This window comes from Streptomyces sp. NPDC079167, assembly GCF_040686735.1.
GTDB lineage: Bacteria > Actinomycetota > Actinomycetes > Streptomycetales > Streptomycetaceae > Streptomyces.
On sequence record NZ_JBFBLO010000003.1, the window covers coordinates 360,095 to 378,919 of the forward strand.

17 protein-coding genes are annotated in these 18,825 nt (G+C 70.9%); 7 read left to right on the forward strand and 10 right to left on the reverse strand.

All coding sequences use genetic code 11. The features are described from left to right. Nucleotides 1-23: 23 nt before the first annotated feature. From AB0P41_RS09275 to AB0P41_RS09300, 6 genes are all read left to right on the forward strand, one after another. Entirely contained in the window at nt 24-905 is an 882-nt protein-coding gene (locus AB0P41_RS09275) for an amidohydrolase family protein (RefSeq protein WP_365931086.1), read from the forward strand. A 76-nt stretch (nt 906-981) separates the two neighbouring features. Beyond that, a complete protein-coding gene (locus AB0P41_RS09280; protein WP_365931087.1) occupies nt 982-1,719 on the forward strand; it encodes a response regulator transcription factor in 738 nt (245 codons plus the stop codon). Between the two features lie 4 nt (nt 1,720-1,723). Beyond that, nucleotides 1,724-3,388 carry a HAMP domain-containing sensor histidine kinase gene (locus AB0P41_RS09285; protein WP_365931089.1) on the forward strand — a complete coding sequence of 555 codons (1,665 nt, stop codon included), beginning with the start codon at nt 1,724-1,726 and terminating at the stop codon, nt 3,386-3,388. 26 nt (nt 3,389-3,414) lie between these two features. Continuing rightward, a complete protein-coding gene (locus AB0P41_RS09290) occupies nt 3,415-4,710 on the forward strand; it encodes a bifunctional glycosyltransferase family 2/GtrA family protein (RefSeq protein ID WP_356708890.1) in 1,296 nt (431 codons plus the stop codon). Next, nucleotides 4,707-6,887, forward strand: coding sequence for a glycosyltransferase family 39 protein (locus AB0P41_RS09295; protein WP_365931092.1), 2,181 nt, complete (start codon nt 4,707-4,709; stop codon nt 6,885-6,887). Before AB0P41_RS09290 ends, AB0P41_RS09295 begins: the two co-directional genes overlap by 4 nt. Nucleotides 6,888-7,078: 191 nt before the next feature. Beyond that, entirely contained in the window at nt 7,079-7,852 is a 774-nt protein-coding gene (locus tag AB0P41_RS09300; RefSeq protein WP_365931094.1) for a TetR/AcrR family transcriptional regulator, read from the forward strand. Nucleotides 7,853-7,865: 13 nt separating this feature from the next. Here the strand turns inward: AB0P41_RS09300 and AB0P41_RS09305 are convergent, their stop codons facing one another. From AB0P41_RS09305 to AB0P41_RS09325, 5 genes are all read right to left on the reverse strand, one after another. After that, on the reverse strand, nt 7,866-8,813 hold the full coding sequence (locus AB0P41_RS09305) for an NAD(P)-dependent oxidoreductase (RefSeq protein ID WP_365931096.1): 948 nt from the start codon (nt 8,811-8,813) through the stop codon (nt 7,866-7,868). Further along, nucleotides 8,810-9,286: a PPOX class F420-dependent oxidoreductase gene (locus AB0P41_RS09310; RefSeq protein ID WP_365931098.1), complete on the reverse strand. Its 477-nt coding sequence runs from the start codon at nt 9,284-9,286 to the stop codon at nt 8,810-8,812. Before AB0P41_RS09310 ends, AB0P41_RS09305 begins: the two co-directional genes overlap by 4 nt. Nucleotides 9,287-9,315: 29 nt before the next feature. Beyond that, entirely contained in the window at nt 9,316-10,131 is an 816-nt protein-coding gene (locus AB0P41_RS09315) for a YceI family protein (protein WP_356708883.1), read from the reverse strand. 209 nt (nt 10,132-10,340) lie between these two features. Beyond that, nucleotides 10,341-12,836 (reverse strand): MFS transporter, encoded by a 2,496-nt coding sequence (locus AB0P41_RS09320; protein ID WP_356708881.1) that lies wholly within the window; start codon nt 12,834-12,836, stop codon nt 10,341-10,343. A 23-nt stretch (nt 12,837-12,859) separates the two neighbouring features. Further along, complete coding sequence (locus tag AB0P41_RS09325; RefSeq protein ID WP_356708879.1) at nt 12,860-13,372, reverse strand: MarR family winged helix-turn-helix transcriptional regulator; 513 nt, start codon at nt 13,370-13,372, stop codon at nt 12,860-12,862. A 327-nt stretch (nt 13,373-13,699) separates the two neighbouring features. On the opposite strand from AB0P41_RS09325, the gene AB0P41_RS09330 reads away from it, so the two are divergent. Then, nucleotides 13,700-13,915, forward strand: coding sequence for a hypothetical protein (locus AB0P41_RS09330; protein ID WP_356708877.1), 216 nt, complete (start codon nt 13,700-13,702; stop codon nt 13,913-13,915). Nucleotides 13,916-14,168: 253 nt separating this feature from the next. On the opposite strand, the gene AB0P41_RS09335 is transcribed toward AB0P41_RS09330, so the two are convergent. From AB0P41_RS09335 to AB0P41_RS09355, 5 genes are all read right to left on the reverse strand, one after another. Next, nucleotides 14,169-15,035, reverse strand: coding sequence for an RNA polymerase sigma factor SigF (locus AB0P41_RS09335; protein ID WP_356708875.1), 867 nt, complete (start codon nt 15,033-15,035; stop codon nt 14,169-14,171). Nucleotides 15,036-15,269: 234 nt separating this feature from the next. Then, entirely contained in the window at nt 15,270-16,127 is an 858-nt protein-coding gene (locus AB0P41_RS09340; protein ID WP_356708873.1) for an RNA polymerase sigma factor SigF, read from the reverse strand. 186 nt (nt 16,128-16,313) lie between these two features. Then, complete coding sequence (locus tag AB0P41_RS09345; protein WP_365931102.1) at nt 16,314-16,607, reverse strand: Dabb family protein; 294 nt, start codon at nt 16,605-16,607, stop codon at nt 16,314-16,316. A gap of 10 nt (nt 16,608-16,617) precedes the next feature. After that, entirely contained in the window at nt 16,618-16,782 is a 165-nt protein-coding gene (locus AB0P41_RS09350; protein WP_356708869.1) for a hypothetical protein, read from the reverse strand. 383 nt (nt 16,783-17,165) lie between these two features. Further along, complete coding sequence (locus tag AB0P41_RS09355; RefSeq protein WP_356709437.1) at nt 17,166-18,779, reverse strand: MDR family MFS transporter; 1,614 nt, start codon at nt 18,777-18,779, stop codon at nt 17,166-17,168. Nucleotides 18,780-18,825: the final 46 nt, after the last annotated feature.

Consider the following 18,825-nt stretch of genomic DNA (forward strand, 5'->3'; position numbering starts at 1 on the left):
ATGTGTCGAGGCAGGTGGGGCGGATGAACGGTGACGACCGTGACCGTGAGGACGTCGTGCGGTTCCGGCAGCGGCTCGGGCTGCCCGGGATCATCGACGTCCACACGCACTTCATGCCGGAGCGGGTGCTCAGCAAGGTGTGGGCCTACTTCGACTCGGCGGGCCCGCTGACCGGTCTCGAGTGGCCGATCACCTACCGGCGGGACGAGGACGAACGCCTCGCGCTGCTGCGCTCGTTCGGGGTGCTCCGGTTCACCTCGATGCTCTACCCGCACAAGGCCGGCATGGCGTCCTGGCTCAACGGCTGGGCGGCGGACTTCGCCGCGCGGGTGCCGGACTGTCTGCACACCGCCACGTTCTTCCCGGAGGACGATGCGGCAGCCTATGTGCGCGAGGCGGTCGAGGCGGGGGCGCGCGTCTTCAAGTCGCACCTCCAGGTCGGGGCCTACGATCCGAACGATCCGCTGCTGGAACCCGTGTGGGGGCTGCTGGCCGAGGCCGGGATCCCGGTGGTGACGCACTGCGGCTCCGGGCCGGCGCCCGGCGCGTACACGGGCCCCGAACCGATCGGGCGGCTGCTGTCCCGCCACCCCCGGCTGAAGCTGGTGGTGGCGCACATGGGCATGCCGGAGTACGCGGAGTTCCTGGCGCTGGCGGCGGCCTACCCGGGGGTGCGGCTCGACACGACCATGGCGTTCACGGACTTCACCGAGGACTTCACACCGTTCCCTCCCTCGGAACGCGGCCGCCTCGCCGATCTGGGGGACCGGATCCTGCTCGGCACGGACTTCCCGAACATCCCCTACCCGTACGCCCACCAGCTGCACGCCCTGGAGCGGCTGGAGCTGGGCGACGCCTGGCTGCGGGCGGTCTGCCACGGGAACGCGAGCGAGCTGTTCCGGTAGGCGGGGCGCGCCGTTTCTCAGGGAATTCACAGGTAGGCGAAAGGTCTCTCTCACGGCCGTCTCACAGGCTTGAGCCATGACGACGACCTCGCCCCAGGGGCGTACAGAACTGCTCAGGCCCGACCGCAATCCCATCCGTGTACTGGTCGTGGACGACGAGGCCCCGCTCGCCGAGCTGCTCTCCATGGCCCTGCGTTACGAGGGGTGGGAGGTGCGCAGCGCCGGGGACGGTGCGGGGGCCCTCCGTACGGCGCGCGACTTCCGCCCCGACGCGGTGATCCTCGATGTGATGCTCCCCGACATGGACGGTCTGGCGGTGCTCGGACGGCTGCGGCGCGAGCTCTCCGACGTGCCCGTGCTGTTCCTGACCGCACGGGACTCGGTGGAGGACCGGATCGCGGGGCTCACGGCGGGAGGCGACGACTACGTCACCAAGCCGTTCAGCCTGGAGGAGGTCGTGGCACGGCTGCGCGGGCTGATCCGCCGCTCCGGTACGGCCTCGGTCCGCAGCGATTCGACGCTCGTCGTGGGTGACCTGATGCTGGACGAGGACAGCCATGAGGTGAGCCGGGGCGACGCCTCGATCCATCTCACGGCGACCGAGTTCGAGCTGCTGCGCTTCCTGATGCGCAATCCGCGCCGGGTGCTGAGCAAGGCGCAGATCCTGGACCGGGTCTGGAACTACGACTTCGGCGGTCAGGCCAACGTCGTCGAGCTGTACATCTCCTACCTGCGCAAGAAGATCGACGCGGGGCGCACCCCGATGATCCACACCCGGCGCGGGGCTGGATACCTCATCAAGCCGGGTGACTGACCCCGTGAGCGGGAAGAGCACGCGCCGTCCCTGGACGCTCCGCACCCGGCTCGTCGTGTACGCGGTGACACTCATCGCGGTGGTCGCCGCCGTGATCGGTTCGGTCACCGCGATCGCCTTCCAGAGCTACATGGCCGGGAAGCTGGACGGCCAGCTGCACGACATCGCCAGAGTGGCCGAGCAGCCTCCGCCGGGCAGCGGCACGATCGACCGTGGTGGCCCGGAGAGCAACGCCGAGGAACCGCTGGCCTTCATCGGCAGGGGCACCCCCGACACCTTCGGTGCCGTGGTGTCCGGCGGTTCCGTCACCGCCTCGAAGGTCATCAAGGGCCCGGACGCCCGGGAGAGCGCCGAGGAGCTGACCGGCGCGCAGCAGGACGCCCTCGAAGCCGCCGACGTGGCCCCGGACGGCGAGGCCCATGACGTCGAGCTCCCCGGGCTCGGCGGCTACCGCGTGCAGGTCGTCCCGTCGGGCGGCGGTACCTCCGTCCTGGTCGGCATCCCCACGGCCGAGGTGGACAAGGCCGTCAACACCCTGATCGTCGTCGAGGTCTGTGTCACCGGTGCCGGGCTCATCGCCGCCGGTATCGCCGGGGCCGCGATGGTGGGTGTCGCCCTGCGCCCGCTGCGCAGGGTGGCCGCCACGGCGACCCGGGTCTCCGAACTCCCGCTGCACAGCGGAGAGGTAGCCCTCCTCGAACGGGTGCCGGGCGCGGAGGCCGATCCGCGCACCGAGGTGGGTCAGGTCGGCGCCGCCCTCAACAGGATGCTGGGGCACGTCGGTTCGGCCCTGGAGGCCCGGCAGAAGAGCGAGACGCGGGTGCGCCAGTTCGTCGCGGACGCCAGCCACGAGCTGCGCACACCGCTCGCCTCGATCCGCGGGTACGCCGAACTGACGCGCCGCGGACGGGAGAGCACCGGACCCGACACCCGGCACGCCCTGGGGCGGATCGAGTCCGAGGCGGAACGGATGACGGGCATGGTCGAGGACCTGCTGCTCCTGGCACGCCTCGACGCCGGACGGCCGCTCTCGTACGAGAGCACCGATCTCTCGCCGCTCGTCATCGACGCGGTGAGCGACGCCCGGGTCGCCGACCGGGCTCCTGACGGCTCCTCCGGCGCGACCCACCACTGGCGGCTCGAACTGCCCGAGGTGCCCGCGACGGTGTCGGCCGACCCGACCAGGATCCAGCAGGTGCTGGTCAACCTGCTCGCGAACGCGCGTACGCACACCCCGCCCGGGACCACGGTCACGGTCCGTCTGCGGCAGGCGCGCAGGGAGCTACCCTGGGTGACCCTGGAGGTCCAGGACAACGGGCCGGGCATCCCCGCCGAGCTGCAGCCGCGTGTCTTCGAACGGTTCGCGCGCGGCGACGCCTCGCGCTCCCGGCACGCCGGTTCGACGGGTCTCGGCCTCGCCATCGTGCAGGCCGTCGTCACCGCGCACGGCGGGCTGGCCGAGGTGCGGTCGGTGCCGGGCGACACGGTGTTCGCGGTCCATCTGCCGGCCGACGCGGTGTACGGGGGAGGCACGGACGGCTCCGCCCGCGCCCCCGAGCCCCGGCTGGCCGGTTTCGGCGTCGGCGAGGCTCTGACCTGGGAAAACAGTACGGCTGCAACCCCCGTGGCGCACTCACAGACGGACCACAGGCTCAGCACACGGATGTGACAGCGCGGTTGGCGAGTGTCGGTGTCATGCGAACCGACACTCCGTGGAGCACCCTGCCGGCCCGGGAACATCTCCTGGCCGCAGCGGTCGGCGCTCCCGTACTCGACGTAGTGATCCCCGTGTACAACGAGGAGAAGGACCTCGAAACGTGCGTGCTGCGCCTCCACGACCATCTGGCGCGGACCTTCCCCTACGGATTCCGGATCACCGTGGCGGACAACGCGAGCACCGACCGTACGCCCGAGGTGGCGGCCCGGCTCGCGGCCCTCATCCCCGAGGTGCGGTCGTGCCGGCTGGAGGAGAAGGGGCGGGGGCGGGCGCTGCGGACCGTCTGGTCCCGCTCGGACTCCCCGGTCCTCGCCTACATGGACGTCGACCTCTCGACCGACCTCAACGCCCTGCTGCCGCTGGTCGCCCCGCTGATCTCCGGCCACTCGGACCTGGCCATCGGCTCGCGGCTTGCCCGTAGTTCGCGGGTGGTGCGCGGATCGAAGCGTGAGTTCATCTCGCGTGCCTACAACCTCATCCTGCGCTCCTCGCTGGCCGCCAGGTTCAGCGACGCCCAGTGCGGCTTCAAGGCCATACGGCGCGAGGTCGCGCAGCGGCTGCTGCCGATGGTCGAGGACACCGGATGGTTCTTCGACACCGAGATGCTGGTGCTCGCCGAGCGGGCCGGGCTGCGCATCCACGAGGTACCGGTCGACTGGGTCGACGACCCGGACTCCACCGTGCACATCGTGAGGACCGCGACCGACGACCTCAAGGGGGTCTGGCGGGTGGGCCGGGCCCTGGCCACCGGGGCGCTTCCACTGGACCGCCTGGCGCGCCCGTTCGGGGACGACCCGCGCGACCGGGCCGTGCCGGGGGTGCCGCGCGGACTCGCCAGGCAGCTGGTCGGGTTCTGCGTCGTCGGCGCGCTCTCCACCCTGGTCTACCTCGTCCTGTACTCCCTCTTCCGGCTGGGCGTCGGCCCGCAGTTCGCCAACGCGGCCGCCCTCCTGGTGTCCGCCGTCGCCAACACGGCGGCGAACCGGAGACTCACCTTCGGTGTACGCGGCCGGGGCGGCGCCGTGCGCCACCAGGCGCAGGGGCTCGTCGTCTTCGCGATCGGGCTCGCCCTCACCAGCGGCTCGCTCGCCGCCCTGGGCACGGCCTCCGGATCGGCGTCGCACGGCACGGAACTCGCCGTGCTGATCGCGGCCAACCTCGCGGCGACGGTGCTGCGGTTTCTGCTCTTCCGTGCCTGGGTCTTCCCCGACCGGCGCACCGACCACCAGGACGCCCGCCAGGGTGCCGCACACGAACTGAGGGACGCCCGATGACCGCCGCCACCCACTCCGACCGTCTCCAGGCCCCGCCCGGCACTCCAGGGGCGCCCGCGCACGCCGCGGGCGGGCGGGAGCCGCTGTCGCGGCGCGTCCGCCGGGGCAGGCCCGAGGACCCGCGCTGGGCGAGGCCCGCCTTCCTCGGACTGCTGCTGGCCGTCGGGCTCGCGTACCTGTGGAACCTGAGCGCGTCCGGTTACGCCAACTCCTTCTACTCCGCCGCCGTGCAGGCCGGCAGCCAGAGCTGGAAGGCCTTCTTCTTCGGCTCGCTGGACTCGGCGAACGCGATCACCGTGGACAAGCCCCCGGCCACGCTCTGGCCGATGGCCCTCTCGGTCCGGATCTTCGGGCTGAACTCCTGGGCGATCCTCGCGCCCCAGGTGCTGATGGCCGTCGCCACCGCCGGTGTCCTTTACGGTGCCGTGCGCCGCCGCTTCAGCGCCGCCGCCGGGCTGATCACCATGGTGGTCTTCGCGCTGACGCCGGTCGCCGCGCTGATGTTCCGTTTCAACAACCCGGACGCGCTGCTCGCGCTCCTGATGACCGTCACCGTCTACTGCGTGCTGCGCGCGATGGAGGGCGGCCGGACGAAGTGGCTGGTCTGGGCGGGCGTCGCGGTGGGTCTCGCGTTCCTGTCGAAGACGCTGCAGGCCTTCCTGATCCTGCCGCCGCTCGCCGTGCTGTACGCGGTGTTCGCGCCGGTGTCCGTCCGGAAGCGGTTCGGGCAGCTCGGCCTGGCGGCGCTGGCGATGATCGTGTCCGGTGGCTGGTGGGTGGCGGTCGTCGAGCTGTGGCCGGCCTCCTCACGCCCGTACATCGGCGGCTCGCAGAACAACTCCTTTCTCGAACTCACCTTCGGCTACAACGGACTCGGCCGGATCAACGGCGAGGAGACCGGCAGCGTCGGCGGTGGCGGTGGTGGCGGGCAGGGCGGCGGCTGGGGCGAGACCGGCATCGGCCGTATGTTCAACTCCGAGATCGGCGGACAGATCTCCTGGCTGCTGCCCGCCGCGCTGATCCTGCTGGCCGCGGGTGTCTGGCTGACCTGGCGGGCGAAGCGGACCGACACGGCCCGTGCGGCGTTCCTCGCCTGGGGCGGCTCGCTGCTGATGACGGCCTTCGTCTTCAGCTTCATGGCCGGCATCTTCCACCAGTACTACACGGTGGCCCTGGCGCCCTACGTCGCGGCTCTCGTCGGCATGGGCGCCACGGTCCTCTGGGAGGAGCGGAGCAGGTGGTGGGCGGGCGCCGCGCTCGGTGTGACCGTCGCGGCGACGGCCGTCTGGGCGTACGTCCTGCTGGGGCGGACCCCGGACTACTTCCCGTGGCTGCGCTGGGCCGTCCTGATCGGTGGCCTCGTGGCCGCCGTGGGGCTGCTGTTCGCCGCACGGCTGGGCCGGGCGCTCGTGCTGGGCGTGGCGGGCCTGGGTCTGGCGGCGTCGCTGGCCGGGCCGACCGCGTACACGATCAGCACGCTCGGCACGGGGCACCAGGGCTCGATCGTCACGGCCGGTCCCTCGGGCGCGAGCATGGGCGGCCCCGGCGGCGGCCGGGGCGGCGGTCCCGGCGGCGGCGAGGGCGGTGGCATGCAGCCGCCCGGGCAGGGCACACAGCAGGGCGGCCGGGCACAGGGCAACGCGCAGGGCGGCCAGGCTCCCGGTAACGCGCCGGCGGGCGGCATGCCCGGCGGCGCCCCCGGTCAGGGGCAAGGCCAGGGGCAGGGGCAGGCTCCCGGTGGTCAGCAGGGCGGGATGCCCGGCGGCGGCCCGGGTGAAGGCGGCGCGGGCGGCGGCGGAGGCATGGGCGGTCTGCTCAACGGCGCCTCCGTCGACTCCGAGGCCACGACGCTCCTGAAGCAGAACGCGGACGCCTACACCTGGACCGCCGCGGCCGTCGGCTCGCAGAACGCCGCCAGCTACCAGCTCGCCACCGGCGACCCGGTGATGGCGATCGGCGGCTTCAACGGCAGCGACCCGTCCCCGACGCTCGCCCAGTTCAAGAAGTACGTGGAGGACGGCAGGATCCACTACTTGATCTCGAGCGGCTCGGGCGGCGGTGGCATGGGCGGCGGCGAAGGCTCCTCCTCCCGGATCACCACGTGGGTGGAGGAGAACTTCAAGGAGGTCACCGCGGGAAGCGCGACCTTCTACGACCTCACCCAGCCGAAGAGCTGAGACCGCGGTGACAGGGCGGTGGCCCCGGAGCACGGACTCCGGGGCCACCGCCCTGTCGCGTCCCGGGGCCGATCCCCTGCCGAGGCGGGCGGAGCGTACGGAGGAGGGCTGAGAACCCCAGGTGACGGGCATAGCATCGGACGGGGGCGCCGGTACGCAGGAGAGCCACCGCGAGTCGAGGAGTGTGCGCCATGGGGTCCGCGGCAGACCGTGCGAAGAGCCCTTCCAGGGTCAGCGTGTGGCTGGACCGGCGGACACCGGCGCGCACCCGCCGGGCGGATCAGCCGGCCGGCCTCGACCGGGACAGGATCACGGCGGCGAGCGTCCGGCTGCTGGACGCCGACGGCCTCGCGAAGTTCTCCATGCGGCGCCTCGCCGCCGAGCTCGACGTCACGGCGATGTCCCTCTACTGGTACGTCGACACCAAGGACGACCTGCTGGAACTCGCCCTGGACACCGTCTTCGGCGAGATCCCGGCCACGGCGGAGGACGTCGACTGGCGCGACCGCATGCGTGAACTGGCCACCAGCTACCGGAAGATGTTCGTCCGCCACCCCTGGGCGTCGGCTCTCATCGGCAGCTTCCTGAACATCGGCCCGCACTCGATGCTGTTCTCGTACGCCGTCCAGGACGTCGTACGGGCCACCGGGCTGCACCCGGAGCGGCAGACGGGCGCGATGGCGGCCGTCTTCCAGTTCGTCTACGGATTCGGCACCACCGAGGGGCATTTCGTGCAGCGCACGGTGGAGGCCGGGCTCACCCAGGACGAGTACGTCGAGCGGGCGATGGGGACGATCCGCGCGGACCCGGAGATCCGCGGGGCCGTGCGGCCCTCGGAGAACCTCATGGACGCGCGCGGCGGGGCAACGGTGGAGGAGACGCGCGAGCGGGACTTCACGGTCGCGCTGGACCTGCTGATCGCGGGCATCGAGACGACGTGCGAGCGGGCGGCGTGCCACCCGTAGGCGCGCCCGCCCCTCAGTAGCCGCAGCGGGTGTCCACGGCCAGGGCCGGTGTGCGGCCCTCGGCGACCGCCTGCCAGCAGGACTCGAAGTCGCCGACGACGTCCTCGTCGGCCGTGATGCCGGCCGAGTGAGACGTGATCACCGTGCGGGGCAGCCGCCAGACGCGGTCACCGGGAGCGGCGGGCTCGTCGGGCAGCACGTCGAGTACGGCGCGGCGGACCGTCCCGCCGTGCAGCGCGGCCTCCAGCGCCGCCATGTCCACGGTCGCGCCCCGGCCCACGTTGAGGAAGGTGGCGCCCCGCATCGCCGTGAATCTGGCGGCGTCGAAGAAGCGCTCCGTGGCACCGGTCAGGGGCAGGGCCGAGACGACCCATCTGGCCTCCGCCAGCGCCGCCGTCTCCTCCTCCGAGCCGGCCAGGACCACCCGGTCGAAACCCGGGGGCGTGGCGCGGGGAGTGCGGCTCACGCCCACCGTGCGTACGGAACAGGCACGCAGCAGGCCGGCGACGGCGGAGCCGATGTGGCCGGTGCCGTGGACGACGGCGGTCTGTCCTGCGGCGAGCTCGGACGGGAGGCGGCGCCACTCGGCCCTGGAGTGCTGCGCGGTGTGCTCCGGGACGGACTGGCACTCGGCGAGGACCCAGGCCAGCGTGTACTGGGCGATCCGCTCGCCCATCCGTCCCACGGTCCGCGTCAGCAGGGCCCCTTCGGGCCAGGCCCCGGAGGCGAGCAGCGCGTCGGTCCCGGCGTAGACGCTGTGGAACCACAGCAGGCCGGGGACCCGCAGCGCTTCGGGCAGCACGTCCCCCACGAACACGAAGGGGACGTCGGGCGCGGTGGCGTACACCGGCACGGCGGGCCGGCCGGTGATCCGTTCCAGCTCGCGGACCACGGCCGGTCCGACGGACGGGGAGGTCAGCAGGCGTGCCCGCGCGAGCGGGTCGGGGTGGGGCGGGGTCACTGTGATCGGCCGCCGGCCAGGTGGGCGGGGAAGCCGCCGGTGGCGACCGGGCTCCAGCGCTCCGGGGTGATCCGGATGATGGATTTCCCCTGCTTGATCATCGCCGCCCGGTACTCGTCCCAGTCGGGGTGCTCGCCGGAGATGTTGCGGAAGTACTCGACGAGGGGCTCGACCGAATCCGGTGAGTCGATCACCTCGGCCGAGCCGTCGACCTGCACCCAGGGCCCGTTCCACTCGTCCGACAGGACGATCACGCTGACCCGCTCGTCCCGCTTGGCGTTACGGGTCTTGGCCCGTTCGGGGTAGGTCGACACGACGATCCGCCCCGCGTCGTCCACGCCGCAGGTGAGCGGGGACCCCTGGGGGCGGCCGTCGGACCGGGTGGTCAGCAGGATCGCCCGGTGCCGGGGCCGCACGAAGTCCAGCAGCTCCCCGAGCTCCACGGAGGTGTTGGTCGCGATGTTGGGTGCCATACGGCCAACCCTAGGGCCTTCGGACCGTCCTATCCCGGGACGGAGTCGCCCTGGACCGCCTGGATGTCGAGTTCGACGCGCAGGGTCGTGCCGATCGCGGAGATGCCCGCCTGCAGCACCTGGTTGTAGTTCATGGCGAAGTCGTCGCGGCGCAGCTCCGCCGTGGCGTGGAAGGCCGCCCGCACCCCGCCCCACGGGTCGGGCCCGGTGCCGAGGTAGCTGAGGTCGAGGTCCACGTCCCGTGCGATGCCGTGCATCGTGAGCAGGCCGTGCACCGTCCAGCGGTCCGGCCCGGCCGGGGTCAGCGCACGGGAGCGGTAGGTGAGTTCCGGGAACGTCTCCACGTCCAGGAAGTCCGCCGAGCGCAGGTGCTTGTCGCGCATGGCGTTGCCCGTGTCGATGCTGCTGGAGGCGATGAAGGCCTCCACCCGGGAGTTCTGGACGTCCTCGGTGATCTCGATGCGGCCGCCGAACTCGGTGAACCGGCCGTGCACGCTGGAGATCCCCAGGTGCTGTGCGACCGCGGCCACCGAGGAGTGCACCGGGTCCAGCGACCAGATGCCCGGAGGCGGCAGTTCCACGCCGCCCTGCCGGGCCAGCACCACGGTCCCGGCTTCGACCCGGCCGCTGGCCGTGACGAGCGCGGTGGACGCGGCGGGGGCGTAACCCACCGCCGTGACGATCACCGTGTACGCGCCGGCCGGCAGGAGGTCCTCGGTGCGGACGGCCCCGTTCTCGTCGGCGGCGGCCCGGAGCACCTGGGTGCCCGTCATGTCGGTCACCGTCACGACCGCGTGCTGGACGGCCCAGCCGTCCCGCGTGCGTACCTGTGCGCGAAGTCCCATCCCGTGTTCTCTCCTTGCTCAAATCACTCGTGAAGCGGCGACCCGGACCGACCGGCACATGGGTGCGGTGTCCATGAGTCGGGCCCCGGGGCGGGATCGGCAGGCCGTCCCCTGCCTGCCGTTCCCGCCACGGGGCCCATTTCCACCGGCGGCCACAGCCTCTCCGCTCGAAGTGCTGTCCCGCCAGGGGTCTTTGTGGATCCTTCTTCTTACTCGCCCGGGTGGGCGAGCTCGATGTCGTGACCGTCGACTCCGCTGCCGCTCACGGTCAGCGAGCCCGCCACCGGCGGGTAGCCGGTCGCGATCACGGAGTACTCACCGGCGTCCAGGTCGGTGAAGGCGTACACGCCGTCCTCCCCGGTGGTCGAGGTGGCGACCACGTTGCCGGCCGCGTCGACCAGCGTGACCCGGGCGTCGTTCAGAGGAGCCCGGCGGGAGCCGGCCTTGATGACACCCCGCACCAGCGCGCCGGAGCGAAGGGCCACGTCGACCCGGGTGACACCCTGGCCGCCGACCTCCACCGGCAGGGCCAGCGGACGGAAGCCCGCGGCCGTCACGGCGACGGTCACCGAGCCGGGGATCAGCTCACCGAAGGTGAAGTCACCCGCGTCTCCCGAGACGCCCGTGGCCAGCACGTCGCCGCGCACGTCGGTCACGACGACCATGGCACCGTCGACCGGGGTGCCGCCCTCGGCGGTCCGAACGGTCCCGGAGAGGCCGCTCGTCCCGGCGAGCAGGATGTCGTAGGCCAGCGGCTCGTCGCCGACGACCACGGTGGACGCCTGCGGCTGGAAGCCGTCGGCTGAGGCGATCAGGACGTAACTGCCGGAGCCCGGAGCGTCCAGGACGTAACCGCCGTCGGCCTGGGCGACGGAACGCCCCAGCTGCCGGCCGCCCAGCGAGATCAGTGTGACGGCGGCGCGGGCCACGGGTGCGCCCTCGGCGCCCCGCACCACACCGCGTACGGGCGTTCCCTGAATGGTCAGCTCCTTCGTGGCAGCCGTCTTCTCCAGAAGGTCGACCGAGGTGGCCCCGGCAGTCCCCTCGGCGAGCAGCGCGGTGTCGGTGGTGGCCGGTCCGGCGGACTCCGCCTCGGTGGCCGCCTCGGCGGGGGTGTCGTTGCCCGCCCGGGTCTTCAGGGCGACCTCCTTGATGAAGATCGTCAGGAGGAACGCGACCAGCGCGGCAGGCGCGGCGAACAGGAAGACGTCGGCGACACCGTGACCGTAGGCGACCTCCATGACCGTACGGAGCGGGCCGGGGAGCGCGTCCAGGTCGGGGATGCCTCCGCCGCCCGTACCGCCGTGGCCCAGCGCGGCGCCCTCGGGGCCGAGGTCGGCGAGGCCGTCCTTGACGTAGTGGGTGACGCGGTTGCCCAGGACGGCACCCAGCGCCGAGACGCCGATCGCACCACCGAGGGAACGGAAGAACGTCACCACGGAGCTGGCCGCGCCCAGGTCGGCGGGGGCCACCTGGTTCTGCGTGGCGAGCACCAGGTTCTGCATCATCATGCCGATGCCGAGGCCCATCACGAACATGAAGATCGCGATCTGCCAGTAGTCGGTGTCGTAGCGGATGGTGCCGAGCATCCCGAGACCCGCGGTGAGCAGGAAGCCACCGGTGACCAGCCAGGCCTTCCAGCGGCCGGTCTTGGTGATGATCTGGCCCGACAGGGTCGAGGAGAGGAAGAGCCCCGCGATCATCGGGATCGTCATGACGCCGGACATCGTCGGCGACTTGTCCCGCGCCAGCTGGAAGTACTGGCTGAAGAAGACGGTGCCCGCGAACATCCCGATACCGACGAACAGCGAGGCCGCGGAGGCCAGCGTGATGGTGCGGTTACGGAAGAGGCGCAGCGGGATGATCGGCTCGCGGGCCCTGGACTCGGTGAACAGGAACAGCGCGCCGAGGACGACGGTGCCGGCCAGCATCGTCCAGGTCTGCCAGGAGACCCAGTCGTACTTGTCGCCCGCGAAGGTCACCCAGAGCAGCAGCAGCGAGACCGCGGCGCTGATGAAGAACGCGCCGGTCCAGTCGATCTTGACGCCCTCGCGCTTGATCACGGGGAGCTTCAGGGTCTTCTGGAGCACGATCAGGGCGATGACCGCGAACGGCACACCCACGTAGAAGCACCAGCGCCAGCCCATCCAGCTGGTGTCGGTGATGACACCGCCGAGGAGCGGGCCGCCCACGGTGGCGACGGCGAAGACCGCGCCGAGGTAGCCGCTGTAGCGGCCGCGCTCGCGCGGGGAGATCATCGCGGCCATCACGATCTGGGCGAGGGCGGAGAGACCGCCGACGCCGATGCCCTGCACCACACGGCAGATGATGAGCATGCCGCTGCTGGTCGAGAGACCGGCGACTATGGAGCCGCCCACGTAGATGAGCAGGGCGATCTGGACCAGCAGCTTCTTGCTGAACAGGTCCGCGAGCTTGCCCCACAGCGGGGTGGTGGCGGTCATGGCCAGCAGCGAGGCCGTCACGACCCAGGTGTAGGCGCTCTGGCCGCCGCCGAGGTCGGAAATGATCTCGGGCAGGGCGTTGGAGACGACCGTCGACGACAGAATCGCGACGAACATGCCGAGCAGCAGCCCGGTCAGCGCTTCCATGATCTGCCGGTGTGTCATCGGCGTGCCTTCGGGGGCTTCGGGAGCCCCGTGCTTGGCGTGGCCGCCCCGCACACCGGGTGGTGTGGTCGTAGCCATTTAATTCCTTCTCTTTGCTTCTGTTACACGGGTGTACGGGTGTGCGAATCGTCGGAGTGCCCGGCGCGGCAGTCGCCGCTGTGCCTTCCGGGGGCACACCCTCCGGAGCCGCGGCAGGAGAAGCTGTCGCGCAGCCGGGACAACAACGTGTTGAGTTGTCCGACTTCTTCGTCGGACCAGTCGGTGAGGTGGTCGGCGAACATCTCCGTCGTCCGTCGGCTCAGGTCGTCGATCAGTTCGTCGCCCGCGGGGGTCAGCCGCAGGATGCGGGACCGCTTGTCCGCCGGGTCCGGGGATCGTTCGATCCAGCCGCTCTCGACCGCGTGAGTCACATGGCGGCTGGTCACCGACATGTTCACGGCCAGGAGCTCGGCAAGGCGGGAGATCCGCATCTCCCCGTACTTGGCCAGCAGCGTCAGCACGGTGGCCGAGCCACCGGGACACTCGGCGGGCAGGATGCGGGCGAGTCCCCGTTTGACGGCTCCGACGGCGCTGAGCTGCCGGGCCAGTTCTTCGTACTGGCTCCGTGCTGCCACTGACCCTCCAGACATCTCGCGAGGTCATCTTGTTGCTTAGGGCAACGATAGAAGCGGTTGGTTGCCGCAGGCAAACGAAATGGGCCTTGCAGAAGTAAAGGAACCCAAAAGCCTGCGTAGGCGCCGGGTCAAGCGCGCAGACCACAGGGGTGCGCCACCGGTGGATGTGTTCCTCGCCACAGGTGGGGGTGGTGCGAGGGAGCACGTGGAGAGGGTGCGGAGCGCTCCGGCGGACGGGTGAAGAGGCCGTGTGCGCGGAGGGAGGGCATCGGCCCCTGGTGACCCGGGGGTTGGGCGGAGGGCTCGCATTCGCTAGTGTCCTGGCCCATGGCACACAACCCCCACGCCCCGCAGCCGGGCCCCGAGGGCACTCACGACCCGGCGGGCAGCACGCAGATGTTCCGCGCCTTCGTCGACGAGGGCGAGCCGCAGGGCAGGCAGCAGCCCGCCGCGGCCTCGTCCGGCTCGAAGACCGGGGTGATCGTGGCCGTCGTCGCGGTCATCGTCGTCCTCGGCGCGGTCGCCTGGCTCGCGCTCGGCTGACCACCGCCCGTCCCCTTCACGGCCGGCCCGTCGCCCCCTCCGGGGGCCCGGGGACCGGCCGGGCGCGCACGTGAGCGTGTACGCCGGCCTTCGTCATCCGCTCCCGCACCGCACGTCGGCGCGGGAGCGGTCCCGTTCGAGGCAGGGCGCGGCTCCGTGCCGCGCGGGAGGCCCGGACACGGCGAGGCCGCCGGGGCGGCGTGCGCGTGTGCCCCGGCGGCCGGTGAGCCGCTCCGTACGGACCCGTCAGGGGTCAGTCGGCGATGAGCCCCTCCCTGAGCTGGGTGAGCGTCCGGGTCAGCAGCCGCGAGACGTGCATCTGCGAGATGCCGACCTCCTCGCCGATCTGCGACTGGGTCATGTTGGCGAAGAAGCGCAGCATGATGATCTGCCGCTCGCGAGGGGCGAGCTTGGCCAGCAGCGGCTTCAGGGACTCGCGGTACTCGACGCCCTCCAGCGCCGCGTCCTCGTAACCGAGGCGGTCCGCCAGCGAGCCCTCGCCGCCGTCGTCCTCGGGGGACGGTGAGTCCAGGGAGGAGGCCGTGTAGGCGTTGCCCACGGCCAGGCCGTCGACCACGTCCTCCTCGGAGACCCCGAGCGCCTTGGCCAGCTCCGGCACCGTCGGCGAGCGGTCGAGCTTCTGGGCGAGCTCGTCGCTGGTCTTGGTGAGGGCGAGCCGCAGCTCCTGGAGCCGGCGCGGCACCCGCACCGACCAGGAGGTGTCGCGGAAGAAGCGCTTGATCTCCCCCACGACGGTGGGCATCGCGAACGTGGGGAACTCGACGCCCCGTTCGCAGTCGAATCGGTCGATCGCCTTGATCAGGCCGATCGTCCCGACCTGGACGATGTCCTCCATGGGTTCGTTACGGCTCCGGAACCGCGCCGCCGCGTACCGCACGAGCGGGAGGTTGAGCTCGATGAGTGTGTCCCGCACATAGGCCCGCTCGGGGCTGTCCGTTCCGTCGGGGCCCGAAGGCGGGCCCAGCGCGGCGAGCCGCAGGAACAGGGAGCGGGACAGGGTGCGGGTGTCGATGGCTTCCGGCGAGCTGGTGAGCACGGCTGGTGCCGGCACGCTCTTCGTGAGCGTTAGCACCTTCGAGCTGCCCTGTTCTGCGGACATGCCACCCCCTTGAGGTCGCGGACGGTCGCGGTGGCCACGACCATCGGAGGAACGCAGCCTCCACCTGAATACCGGAGGTAGGGCTGCGGCAAACGCGGTTCAAGCAGAATGTCACATGTCGGCAACACGCTGTAGTGACTTGTCGACAAGTCAGCGGCGAAACTGCGCAGGAAACAGGGGGTGTGCGGCTTTTACGCCCCCGGACACGGCCCTCCACGGGTCTACCCGTTCCGGTTACGCTTCGATCCTGTTTGCGGATCGCAGTCGGGCGAAACTTCTGGCCAGAAGCCTTGACACATGCATCTGGGAGACGCCCAGTTCGGCACTGATCTGCGACTGCGTCAGGTTGTTGTAGTAGCGCAGCAGCAGGATTCGCTGTTCGCGCTCGGGCAGCTGGACGAGCAGATGCCGGACCAGGTCGCGGTGTTCGACCCCGGCCAGCGCCGGGTCCTCGTAGCCGAGGCGGTCCAGGAGTCCGGGCAGCCCGTCACCTTCCTGGGCGGCCTCCAGCGAGGTCGCGTGGTAGGAGCGGCCCGCCTCGATGCAGGCGAGCACCTCGTCCTCGGAGATCTTCAGGCGCTCGGCGATCTCCGCGGTGGTCGGTGAGCGGCCGTGAGCGGTCGTCAGGTCCTCCGTCGCGCCGGTGACCTGGACCCAGAGCTCGTGCAGCCGCCGGGGCACGTGCACGGTCCGCACGTTGTCCCTGAAGTAGCGCTTGATCTCGCCGACCACGGTGGGCATGGCGAACGTGGGGAACTGGACGCCGCGTTCCGGGTCGAAGCGGTCGATGGCGTTGATCAGGCCGATGGTGCCGACCTGGACGACGTCCTCCATCGGCTCGTTGCGGCTGCGGAAGCGGGCCGCCGCGTAGCGCACGAGAGGCAGGTTCGCCTCGATCAGCGCGGTGCGCACCCTGTGGTGCTCCGGGGTGCCGGGTTCGAGGTCCTTGAGCCGCCCGAACAGCACCTGGGTCAGTGCCCTGGTGTCCGCCCCCCGGGTCCTCGCCGGTGCGGTGGGGTCGGGGGTCTCGGTCTGGATGTCGTCCGTCTGGACGTTCTGGGGCGGGACTTGAGGCGCTGTACTGGCCGGCACGGTGTCGCCACCCCTTTGCGGTCAACTACGGTCAACTCATCCGTCAAAAGCGGTCATAGCATCACAAGACATGTCCACTGTGTGCAAGCACCGCATAGAGTCGTGTTGAGGGTGTTTTGGTTTAAACATGCCGAAAAGCCCCTCTCCTGTAGGGGAGGGGCCGGCGGGACCGCGGATCCGAAGGGGTCAGAAGGGGTAGTCGGCGATCACCCAAGTGGCGAAAGCGCGCCACTGGCCGGCCGCGGCCTGGTGCTCGGGGTGCTCGATGTACCGCTTCAGCGCGTCCTCGTCGGCGACCGCCGAATTGATGGCGAAGTCGTACGCGATCGGCCGGTCGGTGATGTTCCAGGCGCACTCCCAGAACTGCAGCTCGGGGATCTTCCCGCCCAGCTCCCGGAAGGCCTCCGCCCCGGCGACGACCCGCGGGTCGTCCCGCTCGACGCCGTCGTTCAGCTTGAACAGGACCAGGTGGCGGATCATGGTGGGTCTCCTACTTCACGAGCTCGGACATGAAGTCTCCGACGCTCTGCGCGGCGCTCGAAATGCCCTCGAACCCTATTTGAACGAGGTCGGCGCTCCGCTCGGGAGAGGTGATGATCGTGTACAGCACGAAGACCACAATCATGTAGAGCGCGATCTTCCTCGCTTGCACCACAGCCCCGCCCCTCCCCTTCGATCACCTGTGCAGTCGCGTGATTCTAGCCGCACGTCCGGCCTAATCCCCGGGCCGTTTCCGATCACTGATGAGGCTTTTAGGGTCGAAGGACCCGTCGATTCGGGCCCTTTGTCGGCGGGCGCGGCTTACGGCAGGGAGGAGGATGGGGTAGGTCCCGCAGCACCCCCCCCAGGAATGCGCGGGCCGAGGAACGGGACCTCCACGAGGTCCCCACCGCGTGACTCCCCCCGACCGCGGCGAGGGCCTACGGTCCCCGTTCTCACCGGGGGAAGCGGCTTGTCCCCCCGATGCCGCTTCCCCCGACCTGACGCCCGAAGGGCCCGGCGCACCGCGCGCCGGGCCCTTCGTGTCGTCCGTACGGGTCAGTCCTTCTTCAGACCGACCTGGCCGGGGGCGGCGTCCTGGACGCCGGAGTCCGCACCGTCCCGGGGAGCCGGGACGGAGGCCGCGGTGACCACGGCGGCCTCCTCGGCGAGACGTTCCATGCCGCTCGTCGTCTTGAGGGGCTTCTCCTTGATGAAGAGCACCGAGAGCAGGGCGAGGAAGGCGAACGGGGTGGCGATGAGGAAGAGGTCGCCGGTCGCGACGCCGTACGCGTGCTCGACGATCTGCTTGAGCGGCTCGGGCAGCGTGGTCATGTCGGGCACGGCGCTGCTGTGGCCGCCGCCGGTCGTGGGGAGCCCGCTGTCCGCGAGGCCCTTGGTCATCTCGCTGGCGACCCGGTTGGCGAGGATCGCACCGAGCACGCTGGTGCCGATGGTGCCGCCGAGGCTGCGGAAGAAGGACAGCACGGAGGTCGCGGCGCCCAGTTCGTGCGCGGGCACGTCGTTCTGCGCGGCGAGCACCAGGTTCTGCATCAGCATGCCGACGCCGATGCCCATGAGCGCCATGTAGAGGCTGAGCAGGCCGAAGTGCGTGTCGGCGTCGATGGTCGAGAGCAGTCCGAGGCCGGCCATCATGACGACGGCGCCCGAGACGAGGTAGACCTTCCACTTGCCGGTCGCGGAGATGATCTGCCCGGCGACGGTCGAGGACACCAGCAGACCACCGATCATCGGGAGGCTCATGAGCCCCGCCACGGTCGGGGACTTGCCCAGCGAGATCTGGAAGTACTGGGACAGGAAGACGGTCCCGGCGAACATCGCGACACCGACGAAGAAGCTCGCCAGGGTCGTGAGCGACACCGTGCGGTTGCGGAAGATGTCCAGCGGGATGACCGGCTCGGCGGCCCTCCGCTCGACGAAGACCGCCGCCACCAGGAGCACCACACCGGTGGCCACCAGTGCGGCCGTCTGCCAGGACGCCCAGTCGAAGCTGTTGCCCGCGAGGGACGTCCAGATCAGCAGCGCGCAGACGCCGGCCACGATCAGGAAGGCGCCCAGCCAGTCGATCTTGACCTGTCGGCGTACGGTCGGCAGCTTCAGGGTGCGCTGGAGCAGCACGATCCCGGCCAGGGCGAACGGCACACCGATGAAGAAGCACCAGCGCCAGCCGAGCCAGGAGGTGTCCACCAGGACGCCACCGATCAGCGGACCGGCGACCGTGCCCACGGCGAAGACCGCGCCGAAGATGCCCGCGTACTTGCCGAGCCGGCGCGGCGGGATGACGGCGGCCATGACGATCTGGGCCAGCGCCGTCAGACCACCGGCGCCGATGCCCTGGATGACACGGCTGACGATCAGGGTGACGACGTCCTGGGAGAAGCCGGCCACGAGGGAACCGACCACGAACAGGCCCAGCGACAGCTGGAGCAGCAGCTTCTGGTTGAACAGGTCGGCGAGCTTGCCCCACAACGGCACGGTGGCCGTCATGGCGAGCAGCTCGGAGGTCACGACCCAGGTGTACGAGGACTGGCTCGCACCGAGGTCGGCGATGATCCGCGGCAGGGCGTTGGCGACGACCGTGCCCGCGAGGATGGCGACGAACATGCCTGCCATCAGGCCGGACATCGCCTGCAGTATCTGCTTGTTGGTCATGGAGGTGGGCGCCTGCTCGGGCGCCTCGGTTGCGGTCACGGTGTCC

Bases quoted from the DNA above. Each gene is read 5' to 3' on its own strand.
- AB0P41_RS09275 (WP_365931086.1), top strand. From the start codon at position 24: ATGAACGGTGACGACCGTGACCGTGAGGACGTCGTGCGGTTCCGGCAG.
- AB0P41_RS09280 (WP_365931087.1), top strand. From the start codon at position 982: ATGACGACGACCTCGCCCCAGGGGCGTACAGAACTGCTCAGGCCCGAC.
- AB0P41_RS09290 (WP_356708890.1), top strand. From the start codon at position 3,415: ATGCGAACCGACACTCCGTGGAGCACCCTGCCGGCCCGGGAACATCTC.
- AB0P41_RS09295 (WP_365931092.1), top strand. From the start codon at position 4,707: ATGACCGCCGCCACCCACTCCGACCGTCTCCAGGCCCCGCCCGGCACT.
- AB0P41_RS09300 (WP_365931094.1), top strand. From the start codon at position 7,079: ATGGGGTCCGCGGCAGACCGTGCGAAGAGCCCTTCCAGGGTCAGCGTG.
- AB0P41_RS09310 (WP_365931098.1), bottom strand. From the start codon at position 9,286: ATGGCACCCAACATCGCGACCAACACCTCCGTGGAGCTCGGGGAGCTG.
- AB0P41_RS09315 (WP_356708883.1), bottom strand. From the start codon at position 10,131: ATGGGACTTCGCGCACAGGTACGCACGCGGGACGGCTGGGCCGTCCAG.
- AB0P41_RS09320 (WP_356708881.1), bottom strand. From the start codon at position 12,836: ATGGCTACGACCACACCACCCGGTGTGCGGGGCGGCCACGCCAAGCAC.
- AB0P41_RS09330 (WP_356708877.1), top strand. From the start codon at position 13,700: ATGGCACACAACCCCCACGCCCCGCAGCCGGGCCCCGAGGGCACTCAC.
- AB0P41_RS09335 (WP_356708875.1), bottom strand. From the start codon at position 15,035: ATGTCCGCAGAACAGGGCAGCTCGAAGGTGCTAACGCTCACGAAGAGC.
- AB0P41_RS09345 (WP_365931102.1), bottom strand. From the start codon at position 16,607: ATGATCCGCCACCTGGTCCTGTTCAAGCTGAACGACGGCGTCGAGCGG.
- AB0P41_RS09355 (WP_356709437.1), bottom strand. From the start codon at position 18,779: ATGACCAACAAGCAGATACTGCAGGCGATGTCCGGCCTGATGGCAGGC.